Origin of the sequence: Lutibacter oricola (assembly GCF_900106565.1) — a bacterium.
GTDB lineage: Bacteria > Bacteroidota > Bacteroidia > Flavobacteriales > Flavobacteriaceae > Lutibacter > Lutibacter oricola.
Window position 1 is genome coordinate 219,844 of sequence record NZ_FNNJ01000002.1, and the last position, 26,362, is coordinate 246,205.

A 26,362-nucleotide genomic window follows, 5' to 3' on the forward strand; every position below is an offset into this window, starting at 1 on the left:
TTAACTTTTTAAAAATACAAAATTTATTTAGTTTTCTTAAAAATAGGAATTAAATAGCTAATTGTATAGTTAAAACCAATTCCCATATCGTTATCAAACACTCTATTAAAGCCAGGAATGTAAAGGTTTCTAAAGTTTTCTGGTTCTTTACTACTAATTAATTTGTTAACGGAAATTGAACCTCCTAAGTAAAGGTTTCTAAAGGTTTCAACTTTCATACCAAAAAGGAATTCTACCCAGTGTGCAGATAGGTCTTTAAACTCAGTACCAACTTCAACTAAATCGCCTTCAAAATATGTTCCATAGGCATTAGGTGTGTAGCTGTTTAATGTTTGGTTAAACATACTAAAACCATAACGCATACCTACATAAATTTCATTATTCATTCCTTTCCAATTTTCATAAGCATTGTAATTTACACCTAATTTAATGTAAGTTCCATCTGTAGTGAAATTTAAATAATCTTCATCTCTAGTTTTATCGCTATAGCCCAATTCAACAGCAGCATATAAATTTTTAGAAATATTTACATCTGCAGTTATTTCAAGTTCAGAGAGGTCATCTTTAATTTGAGAAAGAATAGGCTTACTTATATCTATACCAACTCTTAAATTGTATTTTTTAACAGCGGCAATTGTATCTGTTTCTTCAGTTGATAATTCGGTTTTATCTTGCGCAAAAGTAGTTGCACAAGTTAAAATACTAATGAGTAATATGTATATGTGCAGTTTGTTCATGATTAATTATCGTATCAATTAAAGTAACATTGTTTATCCATTCATTTGTAGTCTCAACTTCTACATTTTCAAAGTCAAATTTATAACCACAAGAACGCGAAACATATATTTCATTTCTGGTGTAGTTTACAGTTATTTGGTCTACAAGGCTATTTGTTCTAATATTGTAGACAGTTGTGTTATTATTTAAATCGAGAGGAAGGTAAATAGAGTCTAATGATTTACTAGTGTAAATACTATCCATACCTTCAGCCCAAACGTCCATACTGGTTACTTTTTTCTTATCAGTTAAAGTGTCTTTATTATAAAAACTTATAATTAGGTTAGGAGTAGTGCCATCAAGACATATATCATCTTTCTCACAACTTAAAATAGCTGCAATGCTAACAATAATTACTATTAAATATTTTTTCATTTTATTGAATTATTTCAATTCTAAAAGCACAACATTTTCTACGTGATGTGTTTGTGGAAACATATCTACAGCTTGTGTTTTTACTATTTTATATGCATCTTTCATTAAAGCTAAATCTCGAGCTTGCGTTGCAGAGTTACAGCTTACATAAACAATACGTTTTGGTGCAATTTCTAAAATTTTTGCTACAACATTTTTATGCATTCCATCTCTAGGAGGATCAGTAATAATAACATCTGCTTTTCCGTGTTTTTTAATAAATTGATCATTAAACACATCTTTCATATCACCTGCATAAAACTCAACGTTATTTATGTTATTAAATTGTGCGTTTAGTTTAGCGTCTTTTATAGCGTCTGGTACAGCTTCAACACCAATTACTTTACCTGCTTGTTTTGCTACAAATTGTGCAATTGTACCAGTACCTGTATAAAAATCGTACACAGTTTCGTTACCTGTTAGGCCAGCAAAATCTCTTGTTATTTTGTATAATTCGTATGCTTGAGTAGAATTTGTTTGATAAAATGATTTTGGTCCAATTTTAAATTTTAAACCTTCCATTTCTTCAAATATATGATCTCTACCTTTAAATAAGATAATATCTTGATCATATAATGTATCGTTTGCTTTGCTATTTATTACATATTGTAATGAAGTAATTTCTGGAAATTTATCAGCTAAAGCATTTAATAAGTTTTCTCTATTTTCTTTTTGTTCTTCAAACAATTGAAAAACAATCATAATTTCTCCGGTAGATGAAGTTCTAATCATCATAGTACGTAAAAAACCAGATTGCTCTCTTGGGTTGAAAAATTCTAAGTTATGTTCTAAACCATAGGCTTTTACAAAATTTCTAATTTGGTTTGAAGGATCTTCTTGTAAATGACATTTTTCAATATCTAAAATTTTATCCCACATACCTGCAATATGAAAACCAAAGGCATTGCGATTGTCAATTTCTTGGTCAGAATTAATTTCTTCTAGAGTTAACCAACGGCTATTAGAAAAAGAAAACTCCATTTTATTTCGATAAAAGTATGTTTTTTCACAGCCAAGAATAGGAGTAACTTCAGGCAATTCTAAATGCCCAATTCTAATTAAATTGTTTGTAACTTCATTTTCTTTATAAGCAAGTTGATGCTCATAAGCCATATTTTGCCATTTACAACCACCGCAGTGTTCAAAATGATCACAAGCAGGCTCGGTTCTTTTGTCAGAATATTTATGAAATTTTATAGCTGTACCTTCAAAGTAAGCTTTACGTTTTTTACCTGTTCTTATATCTACAATATCTCCAGGTACTGTATTTGTTAAAAATATTACACGTCCGTCAGGAGCTTTAGCAACAGTTTTACCTCTTGCACCAGCATCAATAACTTCAATATTTTCAAAAATAAGTTGTTTCTTTTTTCTTGCCATTATGCAAATGTACATTTTTAGCATAAAAAAAGCATCCCAAAATATAGGATGCTTTTAAAATATATTGTGTTAAATTATTTTACACTTCTCATGTAAGCAGCAATTGCAGCTAATTCATCACCACTCATATCTTTTACAAAACTGTCTAAGTTAGCTTTCATAACAGCAACTTGACCTGGGTCAGTATCAACAATAGCAGGAGATTCTCCTTTTAAAAACTTAACAATGTTTCCTTTTTGCTCACCGTAAACTTTAGTAATTTCTTTAATTGAAGGTCCAATAACCTTAGCATCAGCTTGGTGACAAGTAGTACAAGTTTTTTCAGTAAATAATTTTTTACCTAACTCTATACTGTTAACAGCTGTTTTAACTTCTTCTTTTACAGTTTCAACCTTAGTTTCAACTTCTTTTTTTACTTCTTCTTTCTTTTTTTCACCACAACTAACAAAAAATAGTGCAGACAGACCTAATACTAATACAGATTTTTTCATTTTTTTTGAATTGATTTATGTATTACAAATTTATTTAAATATTTTACATCACTATGTAATTATTATAACATTTTTTTGAATTCTAAAATTTAGAATGAATCTAAATAGTAATATCTAATGTTAATTTAGTATTATAAAAAGACATTTTTTTAAATGAAAATTATTGTAATTTGCGAGCAATTAGGATGATTTCTCTCCTTTAATGAGGAATTGATATTTTTCAATTTATAAAACTTTTTAAAGATGATTTCAGAAAACAAATTATCACAACAAGCAATTGATTTAGAAAACGAGTATGGAGCTCACAACTATCATCCATTACCAGTAGTATTAAGTAAAGGAGAAGGAGTATTTGTATGGGATGTTGAAGGTAAACGTTATTACGACTTTTTATCGGCTTATTCTGCAGTAAATCAAGGGCATTGCCATCCTGCAATTATTGGAGCATTAAAAACACAAGCAGAAAGTTTAACCTTAACTTCTAGAGCTTTTTATAGCGATATGTTAGGTAAATACGAGCAATTTGTAACCAATTATTTTGGTTTTGATAAAGTATTACCAATGAATACAGGAGCAGAGGCGGTTGAAACTGCAATTAAACTTTGTAGAAAATACGCTTACGAGAAAAAAGGTATTGCTGAAAATGAAGCACAAATAATTGTTTGTAAAAATAATTTCCACGGAAGAACTACAACAATTATATCTTTTTCTAATGATGAAGTTGCACGTAAAAACTTTGGACCATATACAAGTGGTTTCTTAAAAATAGATTACGATAATTTAGAAGCTTTAGAAGAAACAATAAAAGCAAATAAAAATGTAGCAGGTTTTTTAGTTGAACCTATTCAAGGTGAAGCTGGAGTTTATGTTCCTTCAGAAGGATATTTAACAAAAGCAAAAGAAATTTGTGAAAAACACGGGGTTTTATTTATTGCTGATGAAGTTCAAACAGGTGTTGCTAGAACAGGTCAATTATTAGCAGTTAATCACGAAAATGTAAAGCCAGATATTTTAATTTTAGGTAAAGCATTAAGTGGTGGAGTATACCCAGTTTCTGCTGTGTTTTCTAGTAGTGAAATAATGGATGTTATTAGACCAGGTCAGCACGGATCAACTTTTGGAGGTAATCCTTTAGCTTGTGCCGTTGCAATTGCAGCGTTAAATGTTGTTACTGATGAAAATTTAGCTGAAAAAGCTGAAGAATTAGGACAATTATTCCGTTCAGAAATTAATACACGTTTGGTAGAGAAAAGTAAATTTGTTTCACTTGTTAGAGGTAAAGGGTTATTAAATGCTATTGTTATTAACGATGATGAGGATAGTTCAACTGCTTGGGATATTTGTATAAAACTAAGAGATAATGGATTATTAGCTAAGCCAACACACGGCAACATTATTCGTTTTGCACCACCTTTAGTTATGACTAAAGAGCAATTATTAGAATGTGTATCAATAATTGAATCTACTATTTTAGAGTTTGAAAACTAAACTTTATAAAATTTATATAGAAAAGCGGCTAATTAGTCGCTTTTTTTTATGTGTTATAGTTACTATTTTCAAAAAAAATAGTACTTATAAACATTGTTGTTAATTAATTAAATAGTTAAAACATAGTTATTTGTTGATTTTTAGATAATTAGTTTGTATTTTTAAATAATAATTAAACCCCTATAATTATGATTAAAAAATTACCCCTACTAATTTTAATTTGTTGTTTTTCTCTAAGCTTTGCAAAACCACCCAATATTACAAGTGCTTTATTTGTAAAAAAAAATCAAGTAAATTTTGATTTTAGATTTAATAATACAGTAAAAATATATGGTAATAACTCAACTATTTATATAAGCAGTAAATTACCAATTTCTACTAAAGTAGAAGTTTATAATATTTTGGGACAGCAAATTTTATCTAAAGAAATTATAAAGCAAACTAAAACTAAGTTAGATGTGCCAGGCTATAAAGGAATAGCATTTATTGTTTTAACAGTTGATAGAGAAAAAATTAAAAAGAAAGTAATTTTATAAAAAAAAAGCGGCTATTAATAGCCGCTTTTTTTTATCCGTTTCTTCTTCTAGAATTCTTATTCGATCCAAAGTCGCCTGGGTTAGAACGTTTTCTTCCAAATCCGCTAGTGTTTCCACCACCTTCTTTACGATCTTTACTACGTTTTCTTCCTCCACCGCTTCTTCGGTTTTCGTTTCTTTCACCACCATCATTATCTCTTCTTCTACGGCCTCCACCGTTTCCACCATCTCTTCTTCTTCGGCCACCGCCGCCTCTTCCAGAGCGTTTCTTTTCAGTAATTTCAACATTTACACCTCTACCTTCAAAATCAACATCATTTTCTTCAAAAGAACTTATTGTTTCTTTGGTGTAGTTTTTATCTAATTCAAAAAACGAGAATGTGTCTAAAATTTCTATCTGACCAATTTCAATATTTTTCGCAATTTGCTGGTCATTAATTAAACCAATTAATCTTGCAGGGTTTAATTTGTCTTTTCTACCAATATTAATAAAGAAACGAGTCATATTCTCGTCATCTCTGCGTTTTCCTCTACTATCTTGACCACGCATTTGATCGCTGTCATTTAAGTCAGGAGCGTTCTGGTAGTATGATAAGAATGTGTTAAACTCTAACGAAACAAACCTTTTAATTAACTCTTCACGATCTAAACCTTCTAATTTCTCGTAAATAGATGGTAAGAATTCAGTTATTTGATCTTCGTTTACTTCAATATCGTGTACTTTATCAATTAATTTTAATAATTGATTTTGGCAAATTTCTTTTCCTGTTGGAATTGGAGTGCTAACAAACTTTTTACCTATAATTCTTTCAATAGGGCGAAGTTTACCTTTTTCTCTACCTGATACAATTGCAATTGAAATACCTTCTTTACCAGCTCTACCAGTTCTACCGCTTCGGTGAGTGTAAGATTCTATTTGGTCTGGTAATTTATGGTTAATTACGTGTGTTAAATCGTTAACATCTAATCCTCTAGCAGCAACATCTGTAGCAACTAAAATTTGTAAATGCTTTTTTCTGAATTTATCCATAACACCATCACGTTGTGTTTGAGATAAATCTCCGTGTAATGCGTCTGCGTTATAACCATCCTTAATTAATTTATCAGCTATTTCTTGAGTTTCTCTACGAGTTCTACAGAAAATAATACTGTAAATATCTGGGTTTACATCTGCAATACGTTTAAGTGCAGCATATCTATTTCGTTCAGATACCACATAATATTGATGCGATACTTGATCAGACCCTTTATTTTTTTCACCTGAAGTAATTTCAACAGGGTTATACATGTAGTTACGTGCTATGCTTTCCACTTCTCTTGGAAATGTTGCAGAGAATAATAACGTTTGTTTTTCGTCTGGAGTTGCAGCAAGAATTTTATCTAATTCATCTTTAAAGCCCATATTTAACATTTCGTCTGCTTCGTCTAATACTAGCCACTCAACGTTAGAAAGTTTTAATTGTCTTCTGTTAATTAAATCAACAGTTCTTCCAGGTGTTCCAACAACAATATGTACACCTTTTTTTAATTTTCTAATTTGCTCTTCGATATTAGCACCACCATAAACGGCAGCTACTCTAAAGCCTTTAATGTGTTTTGCAAATTCTTCAATGTTGTTTGCTATTTGTAAGGCTAACTCACGCGTTGGAGATAGAATAATAGCTTGTGTGTTTTTACTTTCTGTATCAATTTGTTCTAAAATTGGCAAACTAAAAGCAGCTGTTTTACCAGTACCAGTTTGTGCGAAAGCTTTTAAATCATCTTTAGATGCAATTACTTGTGGAATTGCTTTTTCTTGAATTTCAGTTGGGTTTTCATAGCCCAAGTCGGTTAGAGCCTTAATGATATTTTCATTAAGCCCTAAGTCTTTAAATGTAGTCATTCTGTATAAATTATTGATTTACAGATGCCCATCTATAAACCGGTTAAAAAACGTGCAAAGGTACACTTATATTTGGTCTTAGCGACTAAAAAGTAGTTTTTTTATAATTTGTTTAATTCCGAACCTAACTTTCTAGAATCTAAATAAGTAAATCCATTTTTTACAATACCCTTATTATCTATAATAATTGTGCGAGGGTATTTACTAGTTAAAAATGTGTTTGCAATACTGTTTTTTGTTAAAATAAATTGTTTGCTGGTGTCTAATTTTTTAAAATTAGGATCGTTAGAAATTTCTTCTAAAGAATTTTGCATACTAATACCAATAAATAATATTGATGGATATTTTTTTTCTAAGAATTGAATTCGATTTGTTAAATATTCTGAAGACATAAACTCTGTAGACCAAAAGTAAATTACAGTATTTTTCTTTTTAATAATATCGTTTATGTTAATACTGTCTTTAGTAATTGAAGCAACTTTAAAATTTTCTAAAGGAGCATTGTTTCTAACTTTTTTACTGTCATTTACTAAGTTTTTAACCTGGTTAACAGCTTGTCTATTAGTGCAATTGTCTAAAAATAGCTCTAAAGTTTTTTCGTTAATACTGCAAGTAGATTCACTTTTTAAAAAATCGTTTACAACAACTTTTTTTAATAAAGTGTTTTTAAAATCTTCAATTTCAACGTTATCAATTATTGCATTTAATAAGTTTATTGTTATGTTGTTTTGTGTAGAGTCTTTCTCTTTTAATTGATGTGAAAGATTGTACATATAACTTACAACATAGTTTTGATAAGGGTAAAAACTAACTAAATCACTTTCATCTAAATCAATATCTTTTCTAAACTTGTAAAAGTTAGACGATACTGTTGGGAATTTAGCTAAATTATTTGCCTTTTTATTGTAGTAAGGGTATACTTCTTTTAAACGATAAATAGGGAAGTGAATTGCAGAGTTTGTTAACTTTTTAAACCCATCCGAAAGTTCATTGGGTAAATTTTGGGCAAAATTATTATAAATAGAAATGCGTTCATTAGTTAAAGAATCTAGCTTACTTTCAAACTTTTGTTCGTTTAAATTAAAGTAGCGGTACATTGCTTTTTCTTCTTTCTCATTTTGCAAAAATAAATTTATTAAAAATTCATTTTTACTACTTCCATTACCACTAAAAACAAGCGATTCATCAAAATCCCATGTGTTTAAACGAATTAATATGCTGTCTTTAGGTTCTAAATAAATATATTGAAATTCAATACCATGTTTAAAAGTATATAAGCCTTCTTCTAAACTATTGTATTTATTTATAAAGCGGTTGTTTTTATCTAAATTTAAAGAGTCTATAACTATATCATCTTTTAATAACAAAACATAGTTAGATTTTGGATTTACAACTTCGCCACCAAAATAAATTGTAGAGTTACCATTTTTTGTTGAATTACAACTAATGGTTAGGGCTAATATAATAATACTTAATATATATCTCATTGAAATTGAATTACAACAAAAATAGACACTGTATTATTTATAGCTTGTTAACATGTTGTTAAATGTATAATTAGAAATCTTAAAAGAAGTAAAATTAACTTCAATTTAAGTGTTTTATACTAAAACTAATTGATTACTTTTGCAGCGAAATTAAAAATTATATATAAGAATGCTTTCAGTATCAAATTTATCAGTTCAATTTGGAAAAAGAGTTTTGTTTGACGAGGTTAATACAAAATTTGTTGTAGGAAATTGTTACGGAATTATTGGAGCCAATGGCGCAGGTAAATCTACTTTTTTAAAAATATTATCTGGTGAAATAGAGCCAACATCCGGTGGAGTTCATTTAGAACCAGGTAAAAGAATGTCTGTATTATCGCAAAATCACTATGCTTTTGATGAAGTAGAAGTTTTAAATGCGGTTATGATGGGTAATAAAGAGTTATTCGATATTAAAAAAGAAATGGATGCCATTTACGCTAAAGAAGATTTTAGTGAAGAAGACGGTATTAAAGCTGGTGAGCTTGGTGTTGAATTTGAAGAAATGGGAGGTTGGAATGCAGAAAGTGATGCTGCAACTTTATTATCTAACTTAGGTATTAAAGAAGACCAACATTATACACTAATGGCAGAATTAGATGGTAAAGCTAAAGTACGTGTTTTATTAGCACAAGCTTTATTTGGTAATCCAGATGTATTAATTATGGATGAGCCTACCAATGATTTGGATTTTGAAACAATTGGTTGGTTAGAGCATTTTTTAGCTAATTACGATAATACGGTTATTGTTGTATCGCATGACCGTCACTTTTTAGATGCTGTTTGTACACATATATCAGATATTGATTATGCAAAAATAAATCATTACTCAGGTAACTACTCGTTTTGGTACGAGTCTAGCCAGTTAGCTGCAAAACAAAGAGCTCAACAAAACAAAAAAGCCGAAGATAAAAAGAAAGAATTAGAAGAGTTTATTCGTCGTTTTTCTGCAAACGTTGCAAAATCTAAGCAAGCAACTAGTAGAAAAAAAATGATTGAAAAATTAAATGTAGACGATATTAAGCCTTCAAGTAGAAGATACCCTGCAATTATTTTTGATAGAGAAAGAGAAGCTGGAGATCAAATATTAAATGTTGAAGGTTTGTCTTTAGCAAATGAAGAGGAAGTATTTTTTAATGATATTAGTTTCAATTTAAACAAAGGAGATAAAGTTGCTTTAATTTCTAAAAACTCTAGAGCGGTAACTGCTTTTTATGAAGTTTTAAACGGACACGCAAATGCAGATAATGGTAAGTTTCAATGGGGTGTAACAACTACACAATCATATTTACCGCTAGATAACTCAAACTTTTTTGTTGATGCTAGTATGAATTTAGTAGATTGGTTACGCCAATATGCTAAAACTGAAGAAGAGCGTGAAGAAGTATATTTAAGAGGATTTTTAGGAAAAATGATTTTTAGTGGTGAAGAAGCATTAAAAATGTGTAATGTATTATCTGGAGGAGAAAAAGTACGTTGTATGCTTTCTAGAATGATGATGAAGAGAGCAAACGTATTAATGTTAGATGAGCCAACAAACCACTTAGACTTAGAATCTATTCAAGCGTTTAACAACTCGTTAAGCAACTTTAAAGGTACAGTGTTGTTTACAACACACGATCACGAGTTTGCACATACAGTTGCAAATAGAATTATTGAAATTACACCAAATGGAGTTATTGATAGATATTCAACATTCGATGAGTATTTAGGAGATTCGAAAGTAAAAGAATTACGTAAAAAAATGTATTCTTAAAAATGTATTTATAAAAAAAAAGGGAGCTTTAAGCTCCCTTTTTTTTATTTCCCATTCATTCGTTTCCGCTTACCAAATTCACGTAACAATCGTCGATTGAAATCTCTTTCTGCTTTATGCAGCTTTAATATTTTTTTTGCTGAAATTATTTTTCGCAATTCCTTAATCATTTCAGTTTTTTGCTTGCTAATTTCAATTTCTTTAGAAAGTCTTGCTTCAATTATTTTTGAAGCTTCAGCTTCGCTTAAGTCATCAATTCCATTATTTCCAGCGCCTCTAACTCCTTTTAAAGAGCCGTTTTCTAAATTATATTTTATTGTTTGAATTTTCGTGTTGTACTTATTATAAACAGGCCAAAATTTTTCAGCTTCGTTACTAGTTAAATCAATAGCATCTGTTATGTACGATGTTTTAAGTAATTTAATCCGTTCTCTGCTCATTTTTTGTGCAGTTGTAACAGAAATTGAAGTAATAAATACAATTAATATAAGTAGTGCTTTTTTCATGTTTAATTTTTTATCATAAATTGTTCAATAGATTCTAAATCAATAGATTCAAATAATTCATCATCGCTAATAGAAGTATCTAAAAAGGAGTCTTCTAGTTCAACATCAGCATAAATGTTTGCTAATGTGGTATTGCTTAACTCTATATTTCCTTCGTCAATCCAATTTTCAATATCATTTGTAGCTAAAGAATCGAAGCTCACCGGTTCTGTATTATTTGTTAGCGTAAACATAAGTAGGAGCGAAGCAGCTATAGCTAAAGGTATAAATACTTTTTTAGCGTTATTTTTTAATTGAATTACTTTACTAGGTTTCTTATTTAGTTTTTCAAAAACAGCATCTTCAATAGAATCAAAATAATTATTTGGCACATTGTGAGTGTCTTTTTCGTTTAATGCTTCAGCCTTTAATTTTGAAATTGTTATACTTTCAATGTCTTCAAAATAATTAGTAGGAGTCTTAAAAATTTCTTGAGAACTTTTGTTTAAGCTATTTTTTAAATTTATTTCAGAAATAACAAGTTCTTCAACAGAGTTAAAGTAATTAGCAGGTACTTTAAATCCAATTTCTTTTTTTGAAATTGAGCTTAAATTAGGAGCTATTTTATGTAATTCTTCTTTATTCATATCTATATTATAGACTATATCTAATTGAAATAGTTTAATGTGTTTTTATATATTTTTCTATTTTTTTAACTGCGTGAAAGTACGAAGCTTTTAAAGCGCCTACCGATGTGTCTAATATTTCGGACATTTCATCGTATTTCATTTCATCAAAATACTTCATATTAAAAACTAGTTGTTGTTTATGTGGTAATGTAACTATTGCTTTTTGAAGTATTAGCTGAATTTGATCGCCATTAAAATGATTGTCAGATTCTAAATTACTAGCCATTTCGCTTTGTAGTTCACTTAATTCTACATTTTTAACTTTTGCTTTTTTATTAATAAACGTAATGGCTTCGTTGGTTGCAATTCTATAAATCCAAGTAAATAATTTACTGTCTTCGTTAAATTTATGAATGTTTTTGAAAACCTTTATAAATGTATTTTGTAGTACATCATCAGCATCTTCATGATTTAACACCATTTTTCGAATATGCCAATACAAACGCTCTTTGTACGCAGTCATTAAACTACGAAAGGCGGTTTCTTGGGTTCTAGAATTTTTAAGTTGGCTAACTAATACTTTTTCGTCTATCACGTAAAACTTTTTTAATTAGACTACTAAATGTACTAAAAGTTTAATTAGGTTATAATTATTTTTTGTTGAATTTCCTTTTTGAGTATCCAAAAAGTCTATGATCTTTAATTGTTTCAGAAATTCCAGTAGGTAACATAGCTTCCCAGCCTTCTTCACCTTCAGCAATCATTTTTAAAACTTTTCTAGAAAAAACTTCTAAAAGTTCAGGATTGTAATCTTCAATATCTAATACTTTTCCGTTGTATTTAAAGAATTTGTATAACTCTTTCATACGTGGATGTACTTTTAAATTTTTACTAGTAACAATTTCTTGTGTTTTTTGATTTTTAAATGGATACAAGTACACTTTTAAATCTTTAAAGAATAGTTTTCCAAAAGCTTCTAAAATTCCACCACTTAAATTTCTGTAGTATTTTTCGTCAAATATTTGAATAAAACTAGCTACACCCATTGCTAAACCAATACGAGCTTTGGTAAACTCAGAAAAATATTCAACCAATTTATAGTATTCTTGGTAGCTTGTAATCATTACATTTTGCCCAAGAGAACATAATAATTCGGCTCTATCTAAAAAATCTCTTTCGTCTATTTCACCTGCCGAAAGGAGGTTAGATAATGTTATTTCAAAAATAATTTTAGTGTTTTTTTCTGCAACTTTACTTTCATTTAAAAACAGTTCCATTGCTTTTTTATACATATCCATATTTACCTTAGTAACAGGTCTAAAACTACCTCTTAAAGCTAAAATATTGGCTTTGTATAATTGTTGTGCTGGCAATAAGTTATTTCCGTCTGGGCCAAACATAACGGCATTTGTAAATCCGTTTTTAACCAATAATAAACTCATAAGTCTATTATCTACGTAAGAAAAACGTGGTCCAGAAAAATTAATCATATCCAATTCAATTTGTACAGTATGCAAATTGTCGTATAATGATTTTAATAATTCTTTTGGTTTATCGAATAAATAAAATGCTCCGTAAATTAAATTAACCCCTAAAGTACCTAAAGTTTCTTGCTGAAGTTTAGCGTCGGTTTCTTTAAAGCGAACGTGTAAAATAATTTCGTTGTATTTTTCTAAAGGATCTAATTGAAATTTGATTCCTACCCAACCGTGCCCTTTAAATTTTCTGGCAAAATCTATTGTTGTAACTGTGTTTGCATAAGAAAAGAACATTTTACCAGGATGTTTCTTTCTGTTTAAACGATCTTCCATTAACTCAATTTCGTGAGTTATCATTTTTTTTAATCGTTCTTCAGTAACATATCTACCGTCATCTTCTATACCATATATAGAGTCTGAGAAATCTTTATCGTAAGCACTCATTGCTTTTGCAATAGTACCAGACGCACCACCAGCTCTAAAAAAATGACGAACAGTTTCTTGACCTGCACCTATTTCAGCAAAAGTACCGTAAATGTATTTGTTTAAATTTATTTTTAATGCTTTCGCTTTGCTAGTAGGTATATCGCTAATTTCAATATCTCCTTTTAATTTTATAGCCATAGGTTTTTTTAGGTTTCTACAAAATTAATAAAAAAAAGGAGATTTAGTAGGCAAATTATTCGCATAAAAAAAGGGTGAAAATTTAATTTCACCCTTTTTTAGATATATAATTTTTGGAATTACATATTTTTTAATTCGCTAACCAATTCGGTTAAAGCATCTTTTGCATCACCAAATAGCATATTTGTTTTTTGGTTGAAGAATAATTCGTTTTCAATTCCGGCATAACCAGGTTTCATACTACGTTTGTTAACAATAATATGTTTAGCGTTTTCAACATCTAAAATTGGCATACCATAAATAGGGCTCGAAGGATCATTATGTGCAGCTGGATTAACTACGTCATTTGCTCCAACTACCAATACAACATCTGTATTTGGAAATGAAGGGTTAATATCATCCATTTCAACTAATTTATCATAATCTACATTACTTTCAGCTAATAAAACATTCATATGTCCAGGCATACGACCAGCTACAGGATGAATTGCATATTTTACATTTACACCTTTGCTTGTAAGTAATTCTTCTAATTCATGAATAACATGTTGTGCTTGCGCTACTGCTAAACCGTAACCAGGAACAATAACAACATTGTCTGAATAATTTAATAAAACAGCAGAATCACTAGCGCTAGTTTTTTTAACTGTACCACCAACAGTACTTCCAGATCCAGCCGCAACATCGGCACCACCAAAGGCTCCAAAAATTACACTAGCTAATGATCTGTTCATAGCTTTACACATAGCAAATGTTAATATTAAACCAGCAGATCCTACAAGAATACCACCAACTAACATTACCATATTATTGTATAAAATACCTGTAATTGCAGCTGCAATACCAGTTAAAGAGTTTAATAACGAAATTACTACAGGCATATCTGCACCACCAATTGGTACCACAAATAAAAATCCATATACTAAAGATGCAGCTAATAAACCATACATTAAAATAGCACTATCCGTATTTAAAACAGCTATATAAGTAGCAAATGCAACTAAGCCAATAAATAAAATATTGTTTATTAAATTGTATTTTGGAAATCGAATATCATTCATTGAGCCATTTAATTTTGCCCAAGCAACTAAACTACCAGTAAAGGTTATGCTACCAATTATTATTGCTGCAATAATTGTTGCAATAATTGATATTGAAGCTTTTTCAGAAGAGTCTACTCCAATATTTTTATTAAATTCTACAATACCAATTAAAAGTGCACTAGCTCCACCAAAACCATTAAATAATGATACTAGTTCTGGCATTTTTGTCATTTCAACTTTAATGGCTATTATCCAACCAATTATTCCTCCAACTGCAATTGCAGAACCTATTAATATGTATATAATAGTTGGTACTTCTTTTTCTGCTAATAAAATTGTTCCAACAATAGCAACTCCCATACCTATTGCTGAAGTTAAATTACCTTTTTTTGCAGTTTCTGGGTGTCCTAACATTTTTAATCCAACAACAAAAGTTACTGTTGCGATTAAATATAAAATACTTAATGTAATACTCATTATTTTTTCTTTTTAAACATTTGTAACATTCTGTCGGTAACTGCAAAACCACCAACTACATTTATAATACCAAGTACAACCGCAATAAAACCTAAGCTTAAAGCCAAATAATCTTCAGGGTTAGATTGTAACATTACTAAAATTGCACCTACAATTACAACGCCACTAAGTGCATTTGCACCAGACATTAATGGTGTGTGCAGTACTGTTGGTACGTTTTTTATCAATTCAAAACCAATAAATATCGCTAATATTAGGATATAAAAAAGTTGAAGATTACTACTTATAAATTCTAAAAATTGATCCATTTTCTATGTTTTAATTTTTTCTAATTTTTCCTTCGTGTACAATTAAAGTTCCATCGGTAATTTCTTCTTCTAAATCCCAATTAAAAGCACCTTCTTTGTTAACCAAATGCACTAAGAAGTTATACATATTTTTACCATATAAGTCACTAGCATTTGTAGCAACACTTTCCGGTGCAATGGTTGTACCTATTATTTTAACATCGTTAGCAATAACCGTTTCATCCATTTTACTAAGCTCGCAGTTACCACCTTGTGCTGCGGCTAAATCGACTATAACAGCACCACCTTTCATTTGTTCTACTTGTTCTTTGGTAATTAATACAGGAGATTTTCTACCAGGAACCATAGCCGTAGTAATTACTAAATCTGCTTTAAAAAGTGATTGATTTACAGCTTCTTTTTGTCTTTTTACATAATCTTCAGAGGCTTCTTTTGCATAACCACCTTCAGCTTTTTCTTCACCAGTATTATCTACAGAAATAAATTTAGCACCTAAAGACTCTGCTTGTTCTTTAGTTTCCATTCTAATATCTGTAGCTTCAACAACTGCACCTAAACGTTTAGCAGTTGCTATAGCTTGTAAGCCAGCAACACCAACACCATAAATTAAAACTCTTGAAGGTGTAATTGTACCAGCAGCAGTCATCATTAAAGGAAAAATCTTAGTCATTTCATAAGCACCTCTAATAACAGCTTTGTAACCAGCTAAGTTGTTTTGTGAACTCAAAACATCCATATCCTGAGCACGTGTAATTCTTGGCATAGCATCCATAGAAAAAGCTGTTGCTCCTTTTGCAGCAATAGCATTAACCAATTCTTTATTAGAAATATGAAATAATTGACTCATTAAAATATGATTGCTATCAATAAGTTTTAAATCATCTTCATCAAAAGGGTTAATTTTAACAAGAATTTGTCCTTCTTTAAAAATTACTCCTCGTTTTTCTACAGTAGCACCAACTTCTGTGTAGTTTGAGTTTTTGTACGATGAGGCCTTACCAGCATCATCTTCAACTAAAATCTCAAAACCTTTGGAAATTAGTTGTTTGGCTATGTTGGGTGAAATAGCAACCCTCTTTTCGCCTTTTTTTTGTTCTTTTAAAATACCTATTTTCATTATGATTGATTGTTTTAATATTTACGTATACTTTATATTTAAAACATTATTTTACTAATAAAATATATAAAGTAAAACTAACTCAATATTATGTAATTCTTATTAGAATTTATGTTTTTTAAATAAAAAACTACTAAAAGGAAATAGTACTACATATTTAGACATTTATTAGGATTATTTTTATAGTAAAAATACGAGATATAATACTTGAATTGATTAATAATTTAAAATTTTAAGCAAATAACTGCATAATCAATTGTTTTAAGTAAAAATATTACGTAATTAACAAATTTTGAATTATAGTTCAAAATTTGTAATTACTGTTTGTATGTTTAATTTATACGTGTATTTTTATAAAAAATTTAAGTTTGAAGATTACTTTTTTAGGAACAGGAACGTCACAAGGTATACCAGTTATTAACTGCGATCATCCAGTTTGTTTTTCTACAGATAAAAAAGACAAGCGTTTGCGTGTTTCAATTATGGTAGAATGGGATAATTATAGGTATATTGTAGATTGTGGTCCAGATTTTAGATACCAAATGTTACGTGCCAATGTTCGTAAAATAGATGGTGTTTTAGTTACCCACGATCACGCTGATCATACTTTTGGTATTGATGATTTACGTCCGTTTTGTTTTCAAATGGGCAAAGTACCAATGTATGCACAAAAAAGAGTAATTGAAATTTTATCTAAACGTTTTGATTATATTTTTAAAGATGAAGATAAATATCCTGGAGCCCCAAGTATTTCACCAGTATTTGTAGATAAAGAGCCATTTACATTAAATAGTTTAGAGGTAATTCCAATTCAAGTAATGCACGGAAACTTAAATATTTTGGGCTATAGATTTAATAATGTTGCCTACTTAACTGATGTTAAAACTATTGAAAGGGAAGAAAAAGAGAAATTAAAAAACCTGGATGTTTTAATATTAAGTTGTATTAGACATAAAAAACATCATTCTCATTTAAATTTAGAGGAAGCTCTTCAATTAATTGATGAATTGAAACCTAAAAAAACATATTTAACACATATTAGTCATTTATTAGGTTTTCATAAAGAAGTTGAAAAAACATTACCCAAAAATGTTTATTTGGCGTATGACGAGCTGGTTTTAGAGGTTTAAATTTTTCAACTCTAAATTATAATCATATTGTAAATCTTCGTGAACAACTTTTATTTTTTTCTTTACTGAAATTACTTCTCTTTGTAAAATACCTAATAATACCGAGTTTTTACGAACAGAAGGTTTAAATTCAGATAATTTTTTACAAAAGTAGAGTAGTAGCTCAATTTCAGTTTCCTTTTTTTTGGAATAGCGAATGTACTTTTTAATTAATCGTAGAATTTTACGCACACTCTTTTTAATATAAAAATAACTATTGGTATTAATTTCAGTAAATAGAACATCAACTTCAATTTTTACATCTTCAATAAAGCCTTCTTCATTAGATTTTTCAAAAAGTAAATAGGTGAGTAGTTCCTTGTTTTCTTTTTTAAATTTTGAAAGCTGTAAGCATAACTCAATAAGTTCTGCTTGTGAACTATAATTAAGTTCTGTTTTTAACTCTTTTACAGTTGCTGTTTTCATAAAGTTTATGGTTGAAGCGAAAATAAATCAAAAGTTTCAGGTTCATAATAAGCTCCTTTAATAGGTTCAATAATAGTTTCTTCTTTTTTTAAAAAAGCATTTAGAATGCGTTTAACATCTGTATTGTCTTTTTTAGGTTCAATTATTTTTAAATAATCGTTTGCAGTTGTTAATTGTTTTTTAGCTGAAATGTAACCAAAACCTTTATAAATACCATTTAAAATAAGCACATAAGCGTTTTCATTTTTAGTTCTACCTTTTTCTTTAATGGCAAAATTTTCGGTTTCAAATTGAATAGAATTTACAGCTTGTTGTACTCTAATATTATATAAAGCAACACTTTCTTTATTGCTACAAATGCCTTTGCATTTTTTTAGCTGGTAATGAAAACAGCTAGAAACATTAGATTGTAAGTGGCAATATTTTGGGCATAATTCAAATTCATCGCAAAGCTTTTCAATAAACTGTCTACAATCTGTTGCGTTGTAAAACTTCATTAATGGATTTTTAACCAGCTTTAATTTATTAAAAGCAATATGTTTTATACCATTTCTGTCAACATAGGTAAATAAACCAATACTTTCGCTGGTTCTACGTTGTGCCCTATTAAATTTGGGGTATATTTTTTTTATTTCTGAAGATTCTAAAAGCAGAGCTAAAAGTTCGCTACCAGTTTCGGTATACGTTACATTAGCTGTTTCTAAACACATTGAAACTTCTTTTTTAGCTTTATCGTAAAAGTGACTAGTTACGCGTTGCTTTATATTGTTTGCTTTACCTACATATATAATTTCGCCTTTGTTATTTTTAAAATAGTAAACACCTTCTTTGGTAGAAAGGTTATCAACTACTTTTTTTGGTAATAAAGGAGGAAGTGTAGCTTGTTTAGACTTAGGGTTTAAAAAAGAGTTGAATACAGTTTGGTCTTTATCTAATTTTAATAATTTTTCGAATAAAATGGTTGTGGCTTCAGCATCACCTTTGGCTCTGTGCCTATCTTGTATATGGATATTTTGAGTACTACAAAGCGATCCTAAACTGTATGATTTTAAACCAGGAATAAGTTTTCTAGATAAACGAACAGTACATAGTTTTTTTCGTTTAAAATCAAAACCTAAATCCTTAAATTCTTTATGAATAATATTATAATCGAAATTAACATTATGAGCAACAAAAACAGTGTCTTTAGTAATTTCGTTTACCTTTTTAGCTATTTCATAAAACTTTGGAGCATTGGCAACCATTGCATTATTTATACCAGTTAAATTTGTTATAAATGGTGGAATATTGCTTTCTGGGTTAACCAATGTTGTGTATTCATTAATTACCTTTTCGCCATCAAACACAAAAATAGAAATTTCAGTAATTTTAGAACTATGCCCTGTAGTTTCAATATCTATAATAGAATACATTAATTTAATGTTTTTTCCAATTCTTTTAATTCAACACCTAGTTGTGTAAGCATATTTGCAATACTACTAATTTTTAATTCGTGCTCATTATATTCTTGCGTGTTAATGCTACAAGTAAATTCCCAAATTTCTAAAACATCTGCAACTGGCAAATAATAAGGATCATATTTTTTATTATCTGATACCATTAATAACATATTGTGTTCTTCAATTTGTTTAAAAACACGTTTGTAAACCATTCCTTCACTTCTAGACAATATTATATATGTTTTTCCATTTCTAATATCGTGTATGTCTTCAATAAATTTAGCAACAATATATGAACCGCTTTTTACGGGTAACATAGAATCTCCTTTTATAGGAAAAGCTCTATGCGTACCAGTTGGTAAAAATGGCAGTTTAATTTTATTTAGGTGTTCTATATATTCAGGATCTGAATAACCTCTTAAATAACCTGCAGAAGCTTCTACAGGAACAATGTCAATCATTTCTTCTTCATTATTATCTACCGTAATTGGAAATAAAACACGTTCGCTACCAATATTAATAAAAGTTTCTTCTGTAGCGCCAGTTAAATCATTTTTTAATAAGGCATCAATAGGTATATTGAAATAATTAGATAATTCAATTAAAAAATCTACTTGAGGAGTAGCTCTATTTTCTTCGTATGAACTTATGCGAGAACGTGTTATATTAAAATGCTTTGCAAATTGCTCTTGAGTAAGTCCTTTTAGAGCACGTAAATGTTTAATGTTTTTTGGTAAAAAAATCATAAAGCTAATTATATTGGTTTTGATTGCTAATATTTTAAGCTAAGGTACTATTTTTTTTTAATTTTCCTAATCTTCTTAATTATTAAATATTATTTGTTTGATAGAATTGTTAGAGAAGCAGAAGTTTTATTATTGAAAAATCATTTTTTACGCAGAAATGGCATTTTTTTTTGCGTTTTTTTTACAAAAAAGTGAGTGTATTTTCACTCAAAAAGGCTATTAAATGATAATTATCATATAATAAGAAATTTATACCAAAAAAATATGTTTCGTCAGCTACCAATCTCAAACGTTTTAGTAAAAAAAGCCTTGAAAACAGAGGGCTAAAAGGTCTTTTTTATTGTTTCTATGAAGTTATTATGAACCTAAATTGGTAAATTTGTAGAGTAAAAACTAAGAAGATTATATCAAAACAAATATTCGAAAAAATGGAAGTAAAAGATTTTAAAAGTGGAATTTGGAACAAGGCGGTAAACGTTAGAGATTTTGTTGTTAACAATGTTACTCCTTACCATGGAACTTATGAATTTTTAGTAGGGCCAAGTGAAAAAACACAAAAATTGTGGGACAGTTGTAAAGCTGCTACAAAAGAAGAAAGAGACAGAAACGGTGTAAGATCGGTTGATACTGAAATTATTTCAACAGTAAGCGCTTTTGCTGCTGGATATATTGATAAAGAGAACGAAGTTATTGTTGGTTTACAAACTGATGAGCTTTTAAAAAGAACAATGAAACCTTTTGGAGGTTTTAAAGTGGTTCAAAAAGCATTATCTGAGCACGGTGTAAAACCTAATGATGCGTTAACTGAATTATTTTCTAAATACGTTAAAACTCATAACGATGGTGTTTTTGATGCATATACTGCTGAAATTAAAAAATTCCGTTCTTTAGGATTTTTAACAGGTTTACCAGATAATTATGCACGTGGTCGTGTAATTGGAGATTATCGTCGTGTAGCTTTATACGGGTTAGATTTTTTAATTAAATCTAAACAAGAAGATTTAGCGAAGATTGAAGGGCCAATGAGTGACGCAGTAATTAGACTTCGTGAAGAAGTAGCTGAGCAAATAAGATCTTTAAAAGATATGATTGTTTTAGGTCAAAAATATGATCTAGATTTAGCTCGTCCAGCACAAAATGCTCAAGAAGCAGTGCAATGGACTTATATGGGTTATTTAGCAGCTGTAAAAGAGCAAGATGGTGCAGCAATGTCTTTAGGTAATGTTTCTACATTTTTAGATATTTTTATTGAAAAAGATATTGAAAAAGGTTTAATTACTGAAGTTGAAGCTCAAGAATATATAGATCAATTTGTAATGAAATTACGTATGGTTCGCCATTTACGTATGAGTGCTTATGACGAAATTTTTGCTGGAGATCCAACTTGGGTAACTGAAGCAATTGGAGGTATGTTTGCAGATGGAAGAACTAAAGTTACTAGAACTTCTTTCCGTTTCTTAAACACATTATATAACTTAGGACCATCACCAGAACCAAATATTACAATTTTATGGTCGGCTACATTGCCACAAAACTTTAAAGATTATTGTGCAAAAGTATCTATTGATACTTCTTCAATTCAGTTTGAAAACGATAATTTAATGAGAGCTCACCGTGGATCTGATGATTATGGTATTGCTTGTTGTGTTTCTTACCAAGAATTAGGAAAATCTATTCAATTCTTTGGAGCACGTACTAACTTAGCAAAAACATTATTGTTAGCTGTTAATGGAGGTAAATGTGAGTTTACAGGAACTCAAATGGTAGATGGAATTGATGTTGATACAGATGAGTATTTAGACTTTGATAAAGTAATGGCTAATTTCGAAATAGCTATGAAAGAAGTTGCACGTGTGTATAACGATTCTATGAATATTATTCACTACATGCACGATAAGTATTACTACGAGAAAGCTCAAATGGCTTTAATCGATACAAATCCAAGTATAAATATTGCTTACGGTATTGCAGGTTTATCTATTGTTGCAGATTCACTTTCAGCAATTAAACACGCAAAAGTAAAACCTATTAGAAATGAAGAAGGTTTAACTGTAGATTTCGAAATTGAAGGAGAATTTCCAATGTATGGTAATGATGATGATAGTGTAGATTTATTAGCAGCAAAAGCTGTAGCAGATTTTAACGATGAGTTAAAGAAGTTACCAGTATATAAAAATGCAGAACCAACAATGTCTGTATTAACTATTACTTCTAACGTAGTTTACGGTAAAAAAACAGGAGCAACGCCAGATGGTAGAGCGCAAGGTGTACCATTTGCACCTGGAGCAAATCCAATGCACGGTCGTGACTCTAAAGGAGCAATAGCATCATTAAATTCAGTTTCTAAAATTAATTATAACGATTCTAAAGATGGTATTTCAAATACATTCTCAATTGTACCAAAATCTTTAGGAGCAACTGAAGAAGATAGAATAGACAATTTAGCAACTACACTAGATGGTTATTTCTCTAGAAATGCACAACACTTAAACGTAAATGTTTTAAATAAAGAAACATTAATGGATGCAATGGAAAACCCAGAAGAATATCCACAATTAACAATTCGTGTTTCTGGTTATGCTGTTAACTTTGTACGTTTAACAAAAGAGCAACAATTAGAAGTTATTACACGTTCGTTCCACGAATCTATGTAATTCTAAAATAATATTTGTATTATGCGTGTCCAAAGAATTAAGTATTTAAATCTTTGGACACTTTAATTCAAAAACTACTGCTTATCAAAACTTCAAAAAACATATTAAACGTACATTCAATAGAATCGTTTGGAACACATGATGGTCCAGGAATCCGATTGGTTATATTTTTACAAGGCTGTAAACTTAAATGTTTGTACTGCCATAATCCAGATACTATAGAAACTTCTGGAGGTATGGAATATGAAATTGAAGATTTGGTTGAAATTGCATTAAAAATGAAACCTTACTTTGGTAAAAAAGGTGGAGTTACAGTTTCTGGAGGTGAACCATTATTACAATCTAAAGGCTTAATTCATTTTTTTAAAAGATTAAAAGAGGAAGGTATACATACAAATATAGATACTAATGGTAGAATTTTAAATCATTTTACTGTAGAGTTATTAGATAATTATGCCGATTTAGTAATGCTTGATATAAAAAGTATGACCGAAGATGGTTATGAGTTTTTAACAGGTATGCGTAATAAAGAAACTACATTTACTTTTGCGGCTCACAGAGAAGCTTCTGGTAAAAAAATGTGGTTGCGTTATGTATTAATTCCTGAAATAACTAATAAGCCTGAGTTGTTACATGCAATGGGAGAGTATTTTAAAGATTATAAAACCATTGAAAAAATTGAAATTCAACCATATCATAAGTTAGGAATTCATAAATGGGAATCTTTAGGTTGGGAGTATAAATTAAAAGATGCACGAGAAAATACCGAAAAAGAAATAGAAGAGGCTTCAGCTATTTTAAGTAAGTATTTTAAAGAAGTAAAAATAAATTAAAAAGTGTTGTTAAATCAACCAAATTAAAAAATAATGAATAGCTCTAAAGAAGTTATAAAAATAGTTAACAAATTAGCTCTTAATAAAGGAGATTATAAAGTAAGTAAAACATTAATTTTAGCATTTTTAGCAGGAGCATATATTGCTTTTGGTGGTTTATTAGCATTAATAGTAGGTGGTGGTTCACCAGGAATTGCAGCTGAAAACCCAGGAATAACAAAATTTCTTTTTGGAGCAACATTCCCACTAGGTCTTATACTTGTTGTTGTAGTTGGAGCAGAACTTTTTACAGGTAATAATGCCTATTTTATTCCAAATGTATTAAACAAAAAACAATCTATTGGTACTGTATTAAAAAACTGGGGATTGGTTTATGTAGGTAATTTTGTAGGAGCAGTTTTTGTAGCTTATGTAATTACACATTTAACTCATATTGTAAGCGGAGAACCTTTTGTTAATTCTGTTTATAAAGTAGCAATAGGAAAAACAAGTCACACATTTTTAGTTACTTTTCTAAAAGGTATAGGTGCAAATTGGCTAGTATGTTTGGCTGTTTGGCAAGGTATGGCAGCTAAAGATACAACAGGTAAAATATTTGCCATTTGGTTACCAGTAATGGCGTTTGTTACTATGGGATTTGAACACAGTATTGCTAATATGTATTTTATTCCGTTAGCTATTTTTGAAGGAGCTGATATTACCTGGGCTACTTTTATTACCAAAAATTTAATTCCTGCAACCTTAGGAAACATTGTTGGAGGTGTTCTATTTGTAGGTATGGCTTATGGATATTTATTTGGAAAAGATAAATAACATTATAATTAAGTATAAAAAATACTCCTTTTCAAATAATGAAAAGGAGTTTTTTTATGCGTTATTGTTTTTTTCGCTAATTTTTCTTTTGAGTTCCTGTAGTTTTGAAGCTCTATTATCTTTAGCCGCTTTTAACTTCGCCTTTTTTTGGTTCATTAATTTGCTATGTTTAGCTTTATTTCGTGTATTTTTTGGTTGTCCTTTTTTTGGCATAATCTTATAAGTTTTCTATGGCAGCTTCTGCACATCTTTCACCATCCATTGCAGCAGAAATAATTCCGCCGGCATAACCACCACCTTCACCACAAGGATATAAGCCTTCAATTTCTGGATGTTCTAAATTAATTTTTCTTGGTATTTTTACTGGTGAAGAAGTTCTAGATTCTACACCAATAATATTTGCTTCTTCAGTATAATAACCATGCATTTTTTGCCCGAAAGCTTTAAAACCTTTACGCAATCTACTACCAATATGTTTTGGAAGTAAAGAGTGTAACGGAGAAGATTTTAAACCAGGTTGATATGAGGTTTCATTTAAGTTAGGAGAAAATTTACCTTCAACAAAATCAGTTAAACGCTGTGCAGGTGCTGTTTGTTTTCTTCCGCCTGCATTAAATGCTAATTTTTCTAAATCCTTTTGATATTCTAAACCTTTTAAAACGCCAAACTTTTCATACTTGTACAAATCCTTTTCGGCATTAATTTCAACAACAATACCAGAGTTTGCAAATTTATTATTTCTACTTGAAGGAGACATTCCGTTAACTACAACTTCGCCATTAGCAGTTGCTGCCGGCACAATAAAACCACCAGGGCACATACAAAAAGAATACACGCCACGTTCGTTTACTTGATGCACTAAACTGTATGATGCTGCAGGTAATAATTCATCTCTTTTACCCTTGCAATGGTATTGAATAGAATCTATAATGTGTTGTGGATGTTCGGCTCTAACACCCATTGCAAAAGATTTTGCTAGCAATCCAATATTTTTTTCGTGTAATAAGTAATAAATATCTCTAGCTGAATGGCCTGTTGCTAAAATAACAGAATTTACAGTCATTTCTGTATTGTTTAAAAGCTTAATTGCTTTTATTTTATTCTGTTTAATAACAAAATCTACAACACGACTTTCAAAATGAATTTCACCACCATATTTTAAAATTGTTTCACGTATATTTTTTACAACTTTAGGTAATTTATTTGTTCCAATATGCGGATGAGCATCTACCAAAATTTGATCTGTTGCTCCGTGATACACTAAATTCTCAAAAACACGACGAACATCACCGCGTTTTAAGCTTCTGGTGTATAGTTTTCCATCAGAATAAGTTCCGGCACCACCTTCACCAAAACAGTAATTAGAATCTTCGTTTACTGTGTGAAATTGATTTATAGCACGTAAATCTCTTCGCCTATCTTGTACGTTTTTACCACGTTCTAAAACAATAGGTTTAAAACCTAGTTCAATACATCTTAAAGCTGCGTACATACCAGCTGGTCCAAAACCAATAATATGTATTTCTTTTGCTGAAGACACATCTTTATAATCAAAATTATAAACAGATTCTTCTACAGGTTCATTAACATAAACAGCAACTTTATAATTAAAAACAATAGTTGCTTTACGTGCATCAATAGATTTACGTAGTACTTTTACTGCTGTAATTTCGCTTCTTTTAATTTTTAATTGTTGTGCTGCTTTTTTTAGAAGAATATCTTCAATTTTTTCTTCTTTTAAGGTAACACGTAACTGAATGTCTTTAACCATAGCTGCAAAAATACTTTTTTAAAAATAATCCTATAGCTATTTTAGAAATTAATGAGATAAGTAAGCGAAAATTGAAAAGATAGTTATATTTGAAATTCTA

General features: G+C 29.7%; 24 protein-coding genes. 7 read left to right on the forward strand and 17 right to left on the reverse strand.

The window, feature by feature from the left end:
* Positions 1-23 precede the first annotated feature (23 nt).
* From BLU40_RS05690 to BLU40_RS05705, 4 genes are all read right to left on the reverse strand, one after another.
* Positions 24-737 (reverse strand): DUF6048 family protein, encoded by a 714-nt coding sequence (locus BLU40_RS05690; protein ID WP_090120932.1) that lies wholly within the window; start codon positions 735-737, stop codon positions 24-26.
* Positions 703-1,002 carry a DUF6452 family protein gene (locus tag BLU40_RS05695; protein WP_139170919.1) on the reverse strand — a complete coding sequence of 100 codons (300 nt, stop codon included), beginning with the start codon at positions 1,000-1,002 and terminating at the stop codon, positions 703-705. The genes BLU40_RS05690 and BLU40_RS05695 overlap by 35 nt, the downstream gene beginning before the upstream one ends.
* Before the next feature lie 159 nt (positions 1,003-1,161).
* The gene (gene rlmD / locus BLU40_RS05700; protein ID WP_090120939.1) at positions 1,162-2,571 is read right to left on the reverse strand and encodes a 23S rRNA (uracil(1939)-C(5))-methyltransferase RlmD; all 1,410 of its coding nucleotides are present in this window, start codon (positions 2,569-2,571) and stop codon (positions 1,162-1,164) included.
* 74 nt (positions 2,572-2,645) lie between these two features.
* A complete protein-coding gene (locus BLU40_RS05705; protein WP_090120943.1) occupies positions 2,646-3,062 on the reverse strand; it encodes a c-type cytochrome in 417 nt (138 codons plus the stop codon).
* Positions 3,063-3,305: 243 nt separating this feature from the next.
* On the opposite strand from BLU40_RS05705, the gene rocD reads away from it, so the two are divergent.
* The gene (gene rocD, locus BLU40_RS05710; protein ID WP_090120945.1) at positions 3,306-4,550 is read left to right on the forward strand and encodes an ornithine--oxo-acid transaminase; all 1,245 of its coding nucleotides are present in this window, start codon (positions 3,306-3,308) and stop codon (positions 4,548-4,550) included.
* A gap of 188 nt (positions 4,551-4,738) precedes the next feature.
* Positions 4,739-5,086 (forward strand): T9SS type A sorting domain-containing protein, encoded by a 348-nt coding sequence (locus BLU40_RS05715; RefSeq protein ID WP_090120947.1) that lies wholly within the window; start codon positions 4,739-4,741, stop codon positions 5,084-5,086.
* Between the two features lie 31 nt (positions 5,087-5,117).
* On the opposite strand, the gene BLU40_RS05720 is transcribed toward BLU40_RS05715, so the two are convergent.
* Both BLU40_RS05720 and BLU40_RS05725 read right to left on the reverse strand, forming a co-directional pair.
* On the reverse strand, positions 5,118-6,968 hold the full coding sequence (locus BLU40_RS05720) for a DEAD/DEAH box helicase (RefSeq protein ID WP_090120948.1): 1,851 nt from the start codon (positions 6,966-6,968) through the stop codon (positions 5,118-5,120).
* A 101-nt stretch (positions 6,969-7,069) separates the two neighbouring features.
* Positions 7,070-8,455: a TlpA family protein disulfide reductase gene (locus BLU40_RS05725; RefSeq protein ID WP_090120951.1), complete on the reverse strand. Its 1,386-nt coding sequence runs from the start codon at positions 8,453-8,455 to the stop codon at positions 7,070-7,072.
* Between the two features lie 169 nt (positions 8,456-8,624).
* Between BLU40_RS05725 and BLU40_RS05730 the strand changes: the two genes are divergently transcribed.
* Positions 8,625-10,250 (forward strand): ABC-F family ATP-binding cassette domain-containing protein, encoded by a 1,626-nt coding sequence (locus tag BLU40_RS05730; protein ID WP_090120954.1) that lies wholly within the window; start codon positions 8,625-8,627, stop codon positions 10,248-10,250.
* 44 nt (positions 10,251-10,294) lie between these two features.
* Here BLU40_RS05730 and BLU40_RS05735 read toward each other — a convergent pair whose 3' ends face one another.
* The 7 genes from BLU40_RS05735 to BLU40_RS05765 all read right to left on the reverse strand — a co-directional run bounded on the left by BLU40_RS05735 (position 10,295) and on the right by BLU40_RS05765 (position 16,411).
* Positions 10,295-10,756 (reverse strand): hypothetical protein, encoded by a 462-nt coding sequence (locus BLU40_RS05735; RefSeq protein WP_090120957.1) that lies wholly within the window; start codon positions 10,754-10,756, stop codon positions 10,295-10,297.
* 2 nt (positions 10,757-10,758) lie between these two features.
* A complete protein-coding gene (locus BLU40_RS05740) occupies positions 10,759-11,382 on the reverse strand; it encodes a hypothetical protein (protein ID WP_090120960.1) in 624 nt (207 codons plus the stop codon).
* Positions 11,383-11,416: 34 nt separating this feature from the next.
* Complete coding sequence (locus tag BLU40_RS05745; RefSeq protein WP_394331705.1) at positions 11,417-11,956, reverse strand: RNA polymerase sigma factor; 540 nt, start codon at positions 11,954-11,956, stop codon at positions 11,417-11,419.
* 58 nt (positions 11,957-12,014) lie between these two features.
* A complete protein-coding gene (locus tag BLU40_RS05750) occupies positions 12,015-13,466 on the reverse strand; it encodes a nicotinate-nucleotide adenylyltransferase (RefSeq protein ID WP_090120963.1) in 1,452 nt (483 codons plus the stop codon).
* 119 nt (positions 13,467-13,585) lie between these two features.
* A complete protein-coding gene (locus tag BLU40_RS05755) occupies positions 13,586-14,986 on the reverse strand; it encodes an NAD(P)(+) transhydrogenase (Re/Si-specific) subunit beta (protein WP_090120966.1) in 1,401 nt (466 codons plus the stop codon).
* On the reverse strand, positions 14,986-15,294 hold the full coding sequence (locus BLU40_RS05760) for an NAD(P) transhydrogenase subunit alpha part 2 (RefSeq protein ID WP_090120968.1): 309 nt from the start codon (positions 15,292-15,294) through the stop codon (positions 14,986-14,988). The genes BLU40_RS05755 and BLU40_RS05760 overlap by 1 nt, the downstream gene beginning before the upstream one ends.
* 10 nt (positions 15,295-15,304) lie before the next feature.
* Positions 15,305-16,411, reverse strand: coding sequence for a Re/Si-specific NAD(P)(+) transhydrogenase subunit alpha (locus BLU40_RS05765; RefSeq protein ID WP_090120970.1), 1,107 nt, complete (start codon positions 16,409-16,411; stop codon positions 15,305-15,307).
* Positions 16,412-16,779: 368 nt separating this feature from the next.
* Here BLU40_RS05765 and BLU40_RS05770 point away from each other — a divergent pair, with 368 nt between their 5' ends.
* Entirely contained in the window at positions 16,780-17,541 is a 762-nt protein-coding gene (locus BLU40_RS05770; RefSeq protein WP_090120972.1) for an MBL fold metallo-hydrolase, read from the forward strand.
* Here the strand turns inward: BLU40_RS05770 and BLU40_RS05775 are convergent.
* The 3 genes from BLU40_RS05775 to BLU40_RS05785 are packed head-to-tail and all read right to left on the reverse strand — an operon-like array spanning position 17,530 to position 20,191.
* Positions 17,530-18,006 carry a hypothetical protein gene (locus tag BLU40_RS05775; protein WP_090120974.1) on the reverse strand — a complete coding sequence of 159 codons (477 nt, stop codon included), beginning with the start codon at positions 18,004-18,006 and terminating at the stop codon, positions 17,530-17,532. The two genes, BLU40_RS05770 and BLU40_RS05775, sit on opposite strands and share 12 nt — an antisense overlap.
* 5 nt (positions 18,007-18,011) lie before the next feature.
* A complete protein-coding gene (locus tag BLU40_RS05780) occupies positions 18,012-19,418 on the reverse strand; it encodes an exonuclease domain-containing protein (RefSeq protein WP_090120977.1) in 1,407 nt (468 codons plus the stop codon).
* Positions 19,418-20,191 (reverse strand): XRE family transcriptional regulator, encoded by a 774-nt coding sequence (locus BLU40_RS05785; protein ID WP_090120979.1) that lies wholly within the window; start codon positions 20,189-20,191, stop codon positions 19,418-19,420. Before BLU40_RS05785 ends, BLU40_RS05780 begins: the two co-directional genes overlap by 1 nt.
* A gap of 428 nt (positions 20,192-20,619) precedes the next feature.
* Here BLU40_RS05785 and pflB point away from each other — a divergent pair, with 428 nt between their 5' ends.
* The 3 genes from pflB to BLU40_RS05800 are packed head-to-tail and all read left to right on the forward strand — an operon-like array spanning position 20,620 to position 24,491.
* Positions 20,620-22,845, forward strand: a complete 2,226-nt coding sequence (pflB, locus tag BLU40_RS05790) for a formate C-acetyltransferase (RefSeq protein WP_090120982.1) — start codon at positions 20,620-20,622, stop codon at positions 22,843-22,845.
* A gap of 53 nt (positions 22,846-22,898) precedes the next feature.
* Positions 22,899-23,678, forward strand: coding sequence for a pyruvate formate-lyase-activating protein (gene pflA, locus BLU40_RS05795; RefSeq protein WP_245729904.1), 780 nt, complete (start codon positions 22,899-22,901; stop codon positions 23,676-23,678).
* 33 nt (positions 23,679-23,711) lie between these two features.
* Positions 23,712-24,491 (forward strand): formate/nitrite transporter family protein, encoded by a 780-nt coding sequence (locus BLU40_RS05800; protein WP_090120986.1) that lies wholly within the window; start codon positions 23,712-23,714, stop codon positions 24,489-24,491.
* A gap of 217 nt (positions 24,492-24,708) precedes the next feature.
* Here BLU40_RS05800 and BLU40_RS05805 read toward each other — a convergent pair whose 3' ends face one another.
* On the reverse strand, positions 24,709-26,262 hold the full coding sequence (locus tag BLU40_RS05805) for an NAD(P)/FAD-dependent oxidoreductase (RefSeq protein ID WP_090120989.1): 1,554 nt from the start codon (positions 26,260-26,262) through the stop codon (positions 24,709-24,711).
* Positions 26,263-26,362 lie beyond the last annotated feature (100 nt).

Coding starts and splice junctions, on each gene's coding strand:
- BLU40_RS05690 (WP_090120932.1), bottom strand. CDS start 737: ATGAACAAACTGCACATATACATATTACTCATTAGTATTTTAACTTGT.
- BLU40_RS05695 (WP_139170919.1), bottom strand. CDS start 1,002: ATGGACGTTTGGGCTGAAGGTATGGATAGTATTTACACTAGTAAATCA.
- rlmD (WP_090120939.1), bottom strand. CDS start 2,571: ATGGCAAGAAAAAAGAAACAACTTATTTTTGAAAATATTGAAGTTATT.
- BLU40_RS05705 (WP_090120943.1), bottom strand. CDS start 3,062: ATGAAAAAATCTGTATTAGTATTAGGTCTGTCTGCACTATTTTTTGTT.
- rocD (WP_090120945.1), top strand. CDS start 3,306: ATGATTTCAGAAAACAAATTATCACAACAAGCAATTGATTTAGAAAAC.
- BLU40_RS05715 (WP_090120947.1), top strand. CDS start 4,739: ATGATTAAAAAATTACCCCTACTAATTTTAATTTGTTGTTTTTCTCTA.
- BLU40_RS05720 (WP_090120948.1), bottom strand. CDS start 6,968: ATGACTACATTTAAAGACTTAGGGCTTAATGAAAATATCATTAAGGCT.
- BLU40_RS05725 (WP_090120951.1), bottom strand. CDS start 8,455: ATGAGATATATATTAAGTATTATTATATTAGCCCTAACCATTAGTTGT.
- BLU40_RS05730 (WP_090120954.1), top strand. CDS start 8,625: ATGCTTTCAGTATCAAATTTATCAGTTCAATTTGGAAAAAGAGTTTTG.
- BLU40_RS05735 (WP_090120957.1), bottom strand. CDS start 10,756: ATGAAAAAAGCACTACTTATATTAATTGTATTTATTACTTCAATTTCT.
- BLU40_RS05740 (WP_090120960.1), bottom strand. CDS start 11,382: ATGAATAAAGAAGAATTACATAAAATAGCTCCTAATTTAAGCTCAATT.
- BLU40_RS05750 (WP_090120963.1), bottom strand. CDS start 13,466: ATGGCTATAAAATTAAAAGGAGATATTGAAATTAGCGATATACCTACT.
- BLU40_RS05755 (WP_090120966.1), bottom strand. CDS start 14,986: ATGAGTATTACATTAAGTATTTTATATTTAATCGCAACAGTAACTTTT.
- BLU40_RS05760 (WP_090120968.1), bottom strand. CDS start 15,294: ATGGATCAATTTTTAGAATTTATAAGTAGTAATCTTCAACTTTTTTAT.
- BLU40_RS05765 (WP_090120970.1), bottom strand. CDS start 16,411: ATGAAAATAGGTATTTTAAAAGAACAAAAAAAAGGCGAAAAGAGGGTT.
- BLU40_RS05775 (WP_090120974.1), bottom strand. CDS start 18,006: ATGAAAACAGCAACTGTAAAAGAGTTAAAAACAGAACTTAATTATAGT.
- BLU40_RS05780 (WP_090120977.1), bottom strand. CDS start 19,418: ATGTATTCTATTATAGATATTGAAACTACAGGGCATAGTTCTAAAATT.
- BLU40_RS05785 (WP_090120979.1), bottom strand. CDS start 20,191: ATGATTTTTTTACCAAAAAACATTAAACATTTACGTGCTCTAAAAGGA.
- pflB (WP_090120982.1), top strand. CDS start 20,620: ATGGAAGTAAAAGATTTTAAAAGTGGAATTTGGAACAAGGCGGTAAAC.
- BLU40_RS05800 (WP_090120986.1), top strand. CDS start 23,712: ATGAATAGCTCTAAAGAAGTTATAAAAATAGTTAACAAATTAGCTCTT.
- BLU40_RS05805 (WP_090120989.1), bottom strand. CDS start 26,262: ATGGTTAAAGACATTCAGTTACGTGTTACCTTAAAAGAAGAAAAAATT.